Source organism: Arthrobacter sp. Y3225116 (assembly GCF_059091245.1).
Window position 1 is genome coordinate 1 of record NZ_JBNHGL010000168.1, and the last position, 6421, is coordinate 6421.

General features: G+C 66.7%; 6 protein-coding genes. 4 read left to right on the forward strand and 2 right to left on the reverse strand.

The window, feature by feature from the left end:
* Positions 1-363 (reverse strand): sialidase family protein (locus tag AC5RV2_RS13315; protein WP_494092726.1); only part of this gene is annotated, 363 nt, incomplete at its 3' end.
* Positions 364-514: 151 nt separating this feature from the next.
* On the opposite strand from AC5RV2_RS13315, the gene AC5RV2_RS13320 reads away from it, so the two are divergent.
* From AC5RV2_RS13320 to AC5RV2_RS13335, 4 genes are all read left to right on the forward strand, one after another.
* A complete protein-coding gene (locus AC5RV2_RS13320) occupies positions 515-1915 on the forward strand; it encodes an OFA family MFS transporter (protein ID WP_494092727.1) in 1401 nt (466 codons plus the stop codon).
* Position 1916: 1 nt separating this feature from the next.
* The gene (locus AC5RV2_RS13325; RefSeq protein WP_493968694.1) at positions 1917-2018 is read left to right on the forward strand and encodes an MFS transporter small subunit; all 102 of its coding nucleotides are present in this window, start codon (positions 1917-1919) and stop codon (positions 2016-2018) included.
* Between the two features lie 125 nt (positions 2019-2143).
* Positions 2144-3562 carry a lipase maturation factor family protein gene (locus AC5RV2_RS13330; protein ID WP_494092728.1) on the forward strand — a complete coding sequence of 473 codons (1419 nt, stop codon included), beginning with the start codon at positions 2144-2146 and terminating at the stop codon, positions 3560-3562.
* 78 nt (positions 3563-3640) lie between these two features.
* The gene (locus tag AC5RV2_RS13335; RefSeq protein WP_494092729.1) at positions 3641-4678 is read left to right on the forward strand and encodes an LLM class flavin-dependent oxidoreductase; all 1038 of its coding nucleotides are present in this window, start codon (positions 3641-3643) and stop codon (positions 4676-4678) included.
* 110 nt (positions 4679-4788) lie between these two features.
* On the opposite strand, the gene AC5RV2_RS13340 is transcribed toward AC5RV2_RS13335, so the two are convergent.
* Entirely contained in the window at positions 4789-6117 is a 1329-nt protein-coding gene (locus tag AC5RV2_RS13340) for an MFS transporter (RefSeq protein WP_494092730.1), read from the reverse strand.
* Positions 6118-6421 lie beyond the last annotated feature (304 nt).

Genomic DNA, 6421 nt, shown 5'->3' on the forward strand with positions numbered 1-6421 from the left:
GGTCAGGTCCTGCATGGCCGCACTGTGTGCTTCCGCTTCGGCCGGCCCCATGGAGGCCAGTTCCCGGATGTCGGCGCCGGCGGCGAAGGCCAGGAAAATCCGCCCGGTGGCGGCGTCGGAGAACAGCCCCGGCCGGCCCGCCGCGTGTCCGGATGTGTCCGCCCACGCCACCTGCTGCGGTTCCCAGGTCGCTCCGCCGTCGAAGCTGCGGCGCAGCAGCAGGTCGCCGGCCGCGGGCGGCCGGCCCTGCCTGCCCAGGCCTGCATAGGCGACGACGGCGCTGCCTGCCGGAGTCACGGCGAGCGCCGGAGCCCGGTACTGCCGGTAGCCCTCCACGCCCCGAACGGCGAGGACCTGTTCCATTCTTCCACCGTACCGGCCGCGGCGCCCCGAGGGCAGTACTGGACGACACGCCGGATCAATCCGGTTGCCTGGCCCAACCATCGGCCACTATGTGAACTGAAGCACACGTTGCAGTTCCGCCTCGCACCCCCTCTTGAAAGGACGCCCGACGATGAGTTGGTTGGACCGATCGCATACGATCGCCCCTCCGGGCTTTAACCGCTGGCTGATTCCGCCGGCGGCGCTTGCCGTGCATTTGTGCATCGGCCAGGCCTACGCGACCAGTGTGTACAAGAACGCCCTGGTCGCCCACTTCGACGTGAGCCTGACCGAGATCGGCATCATCTTCTCCATTGCCATGGTGATGCTCGGGCTCTCCGCCGCCGTCATGGGCACTTGGGTGGACCGCAACGGTCCGCGCATGGCGATGTTCACCTCCGCGATGTTCTGGAGCTCCGGCTTCCTGGTCGGCTCGATGGGCATCTTCACCGAACAACTCTGGCTGGTCTACCTGGGCTATGGCGTGATCGGCGGCATCGGCCTGGGCATCGGCTACATCTCCCCGGTATCCACCCTGATCAAGTGGTTCCCGGACCGCCCCGGCCTGGCCACCGGCATGGCGATCATGGGCTTCGGCGGCGGCGCGCTGATCGCAAGCCCGGTCTCCACCGCGCTGCTGCAGTTCTACGACCCCAGTTTCGACGGGACCCCGGGCTGGGTGGCCAGCGGCGACGCCGTCGGCAAGCTGTTCCTGACCCTGGCCGTGGTGTACCTGGCCTACATGCTGTTCGGTGCCTTCACGATCAAGGTTCCGGCGGCCGGCTGGAAGCCCGAAGGCTTCGACGCCGCCAAGGTCAAGGCCAAGGCCCTGGTCACCACGGCGAACGTATCGGCGAAGAATGCCATCAAGACCCGCCAGTTCTGGCTGGTCTGGATCGCCCTGTTCTGCAACGTCACGGCAGGCATCGGCATCCTGGAGCAGGCCTCCCCGATGATCCAGGACTTCTTCCGCCAGCCCGACGGCGTTTCGCTGGTGTCAGCGGGCGTTGCGGCCGGATTCGTGGGGCTGCTCTCGATTGCGAACATGGGCGGCCGGTTTGTCTGGTCCACCACCTCCGACTACCTGGGCCGCAAGAACAACTACATGCTGTACCTGGGTGTGGGCGCCGCCCTGTACGTGGTGCTCGCCCTGTTCGGCTACACCTCCACCGGGCTGTACGTGCTGCTGGCGGCCGTCATCATCAGCTTCTACGGCGGCGGCTTCGCCACCGTGCCGGCCTACCTGCGCGACCTGTTCGGCACCTTCCAGGTGGGCGCCATCCACGGCCGCCTGCTCACGGCCTGGTCCGCCGCCGGCATCGCCGGGCCGCTGATCGTGAACGCCTTCCTGGACGCCCAGGGCAAGCCGGGCGAGCTGACGGCGCAGGCCTACCAGCCGGCCCTGCTCACCATGGTGGGCCTGCTGGTCATCGGCTTCATTGCCAACCTGATGGTCAAGCCGGTGGACAGCAAGTACCACGAGGCACCGACCAGGGATGCCGGCGAAGCCGCGATGGCCGGAAAGGAGGCCTGAGATGAAGAAAGCCCAAGTAGCCCTCGGCTGGGTGCTGGTCGGCGTGCCGCTGCTCTACGGCGTCAGCCAGACGCTGCTGAAGGTCTCCGCACTCTTCGGCTGACCCCACTACGCACACCGCTTCGCCGGCCGGCCCGGTGAAGCCTCATCCCCCGGCAGGCCCGGCTCCTTTGAGAGCCGGGCCTGCTGCTTGACAGCGGTCCGGCCGGTCGTAGCGTTGGACATGCCATGGAATGGTTCAGTGCCGAGGGGTTCGAGTTGGCGCGGCAGGTGCTGCAGCGGGGCATCGCCGCGGTGTTCCTGATCGCCTTCGCCTCGGCGCTGGCCCAGTTCCCGGCCCTGCTGGGCGAACACGGGCTGCTGCCCGTGCCGCGGTTGCTGGAACGGAGAACCCCGCGCGGCTTCACCCTCTTCCGCTGGGGATACACGGACCGCCGGCTGCGCGCGGTGGCGTGGGCCGGCGTCGTCATCGCAGCCCTGGTGGTGGCCGGCCTGCCGCAGCTGGGACCGCCGTGGCTGCCAATGATCGCGTTCCTGGCCCTGTGGTTCCTGTATATGTCCATCGTGAATGTGGGCCAGACATTTTACGGCTTCGGCTGGGAAACGCTGCTGCTCGAGGCCGGCTTTCTGGCCGCCTTTCTGGGCTCGGACCGGGTGGCACCTCCGGCCCCGGTGCTGTGGCTGTTCATCTGGCTGGTGTTCCGGCTGGAATTCGGCGCCGGCATGATCAAAATGCGCGGCGACCCGGTCTGGCGGGACCTGACCGCCCTGTACTACCACCACGAAACCCAGCCGATGCCCAACCCGGCCAGCTGGTTCTTCCACCACCTGCCCAAACCGCTGCACAAGGTGGAGGTGGCCGGCAACCACTTTGCCCAGCTGGTGGTGCCGTTCTTCCTGTTTTTCCCGCAGCCGGTGGGCAGCATCGCGGCCGCAGTCGTGATCGTCACGCAGCTGTGGCTGGTGGCGTCGGGCAACTTCGCCTGGCTGAACACCCTGACCATCCTGCTCGCCTTCGCTGCGGTGTCCGACGACGCGGTACAGGCCATCCTGCCGGTCGGCGACTTCACGCCCGAATACCAGCAGGAACCGGTGTGGTTCACCGTTGTGGTGCTCGCGGTGTGCGCCCTGCTGGTGTACTTGAGCTATTGGCCGTTGAAGAACCTGTTCAGCCGGCAGCAGCTGATGAACGCCAGTTTCAACAGCTGGCACCTGGCCAATGCCTACGGCGCCTTCGGCTCCATCACGCGGGAACGCTACGAAGTGGCCGTGGAAGGGTCCGCCGACGGCGTCCACTGGCGCGAGTACGGGTTCAAGGGCAAGCCCGGAGACCCGCAGCGGATGCCGCGGCAGTTCGCCCCCTACCACTTGAGGCTGGACTGGCTGATGTGGTTCCTGGCGCTGGGCTCCCGCGGCGATAACTGGTTCCTTCCGTTGCTGGTACGGCTGCTGGAAGCCGACAAAGCCACGCTGAAGCTGCTCAGGCACGATCCGTTCGACGGCGAACGGCCGCTCTACGTGCGCGCAACGCTCTACCACTACCGGTTTTCCACCTGGGCGGAAAAACGAAGCACCGGCCAATGGTGGATCCGCCGGGAGTCCGGCCAACTGGTTCCCCCGCTCTCCCGCCCCCGCGCCGCGGAATAACCCCGGCCGGCCCGCGGTTGCCGCCAGTAGACATCATGCATATGCATATATGCCCCATCAACGAAAGGCGGCCACCGCGTGGCACAGACAATCGAACTCGGGCTGGACACCTTCGGGGACGTCACCACCGGAGCCGACGGCAAGCTCTTGTCGCACGATGAAGTGATTCGGAACGTGATCGCCGAAGCCAAGCTTGCCGACGAGGTCGGCCTGGACTTCATCGGCGTCGGCGAACACCACCGCGAGGACTTCGCCGTGTCCTCCCCGGACGTGGTGCTGGCCGCGATCGCCGGCCAGACCAGCCGCATCCGCCTGGGCTCGGCCGTGACCGTGCTCAGCTCCGACGACCCCGTCCGGGTGTTCCAGCGTTTCTCCACCCTGGACGCCGCGTCGAACGGCCGCGCCGAAGTCATCCTGGGCCGCGGCTCCTTCACGGAGTCCTTCCCGCTGTTCGGCCTGGACCTGGCCGACTACGACGTCCTCTTCGACGAGAAGCTCCACCTCTTCACCGAACTGCTCAAGGAAGAGCCCGTCACCTGGGCCGGCCGCACCCGGCCGCGGCTGGACAACAAGCGGATCTACCCGCCCACGGCGTCCGGCAGCCTGAAAACCTGGATTGCCGTCGGCGGCACCCCGCAGTCGGTGGTCCGCGCGGCCCACTACGGCCTGCCGCTAATGCTGGCCATCATTGGCGGGGCACCGATGAACTTCGCCCCCTTCACCGAGCTCTACCAGCGCGCGCTGGACCAGTTCGAAAAGCCGGCGCTGCCCGTCGGAGCGCACTCCCCCGGCTATATCGCGGACACGGACGAGCAGGCCCGCGAGGAGATGTGGTTGCCCTATGCGGACATGCAGGAGCGGATCGGCCGCGAGCGCGGCTGGAGCCGGATGACCCGCGGCCAGTTCGAGGCCGAGGCGGGCCCGGACGGCGCCCTGTTCGTCGGCTCCCCGGAGACCGTGGCCACCAAGATCGTGAAGGTCGCCAAGGGCCTGGGCCTGTCCCGCTGGGACATGAAGTACAGCCTGGGCACCCTCCCGCACGAAAAGCTGATGAACTCCATCGAGCTCTACGGCACCAAGGTGGCGCCGCTCGTGCGGGAGCAGCTGGCGGAGTAGGCCACCGCCGCTGCGGTGCGAGGCAACGCAACTCCGCTTAAAGCACGACGCCGGCGGGAGGCTTTCGTGGGGAAGCCTCCCGCCGGCGTCGTACTCGCCTTGCGCCGTGCTCAGACCCTTGCGGGACGACGCAGGCCGAGCTCCTCGGTGGGCACCTTGTAGGTTTCCCGGGCGGTCAGGGCCGAGACCGAGGCGATGACGGCGATGATGGCGGTGAAGATGCTGGTGGCGACCCAGCCGCCCTCTTGAATTCCGCCGACGGCGGCAACGATGGACGGCGCGAAGCCGGCCATCAGGAAACCGATCTGGGTGCCGATGGCCAAGCCGGAGAACCGGACCTTGGCGCTGAACATCTCCGCGTAGAAGGACGGCCAGACGGCGTTGGCAGCCGCATAGGCGCAGGAGAAGACCAGTATGGACAGGGTGAACTGCAGGAGCGTGTTGCCCGACTCCATGGAGAGCAAGTAGAAGGGCATGATGGCCGCGCTGCCCAGCGCCCCGTAGATGAACACCGGTTTCCGGCCGACCCGATCGGCCAGTTTGCCGAAGAGCGGCTGGGTGAAGAGTGCGCCGATATTGCCTGCGACCACCAGCCATAGGGTGATGCCTTCGTCGACGCTGCCGACTTCGGCTCCATACTTAATCGCCAACGTGCCGTAGACGGTGGAGACCGCGGCGATGAAGGCACAGCAGATCACCCGCAGCACGTCGCGCCAGTGGTCTTTGAACAGCACACCGACCGGCAGTTTCGCGATCTCGTTGTTCGCCTTGGCCGCCTCGAAGGTGGGGGTTTCATGCAGCGAGCGGCGGATGAAGTAGGTGACGATGACGACGACAGCGGAGAGCCAGAACGGAATGCGCCAGCCGATGCCGTACTTGATGTCGTCCGGCAGTGCGACCACCGGGATAAAGGCCAGCGCGGCCAGGATCTGTCCGCCCTGGGTTCCGGTCAGCGTCCAGGAGGTGAAGAAGGAGCGCCGGTTATCGGGTGCGTGCTCGAGCGTGAGCGAGCTGGCACCGGCCTGCTCGCCTGCGGCAGAGAGGCCCTGCATGAGGCGGCAGAGCACGAGGATGGCAGGGGCCCACCAGCCGATCGTTTGGAAATCCGGGATGCAGCCGATGATGAAGGTGGCCGCACCCATCAGGATCAGCGTAAACATCAGCACCTTCTGGCGTCCGATCCGGTCACCAAAATGGCCGACAAAGACTGCCCCCACGGGCCGTGCGATGTAAGCGAAGCCGAAGGTCGCCAGCGACATGATTCCCGCCTGCGCGCTCTCGTCCGGGAAGAAGACGTGCGGGAAGATCAGCGCAGCCGCGGAGCCGAAAATGAAGAAGTCGTAGTACTCGACGGCGCTGCCCATGAAACTGGCCAGGGCCGCCTTTTTCGGCGTCTTGCCGTGAGGGGCGGCTGCCTCATCCTTTTGGTGAACGGTCATGATGCTCCTAGAAACTGCTGTGAGCAGTCCGCTCACATAGCTTTGTGCGCTAACCGCACGGGCGTGCACAAATCGAACGCAGATAAACGTAGCCCACCTCACAGGTGTTCCGCAATTATCGGCGGACCGGTCCGCGACAAAGCGGAGACTGCAGCGTTGCCACTCCGTCTCCGCCTTGCGTCCCGCGCGCCAGGTCAGCGTCCCCAACTGGGCATACCGCCGCCGCCGCACGACGTCGGGTTTCGTCCCGTCGTCTCGCGCTATCGCCGCGGCGCCTCGGCACCGCGGATTGGCAGCCGCAGCT

What these genes read in the sequence shown, in the direction of transcription:
- AC5RV2_RS13320 (WP_494092727.1), top strand. Translation starts at nt 515, where the DNA reads ATGAGTTGGTTGGACCGATCGCATACGATCGCCCCTCCGGGCTTTAAC.
- AC5RV2_RS13325 (WP_493968694.1), top strand. Translation starts at nt 1,917, where the DNA reads ATGAAGAAAGCCCAAGTAGCCCTCGGCTGGGTGCTGGTCGGCGTGCCG.
- AC5RV2_RS13330 (WP_494092728.1), top strand. Translation starts at nt 2,144, where the DNA reads ATGGAATGGTTCAGTGCCGAGGGGTTCGAGTTGGCGCGGCAGGTGCTG.
- AC5RV2_RS13340 (WP_494092730.1), bottom strand. Translation starts at nt 6,117, where the DNA reads ATGACCGTTCACCAAAAGGATGAGGCAGCCGCCCCTCACGGCAAGACG.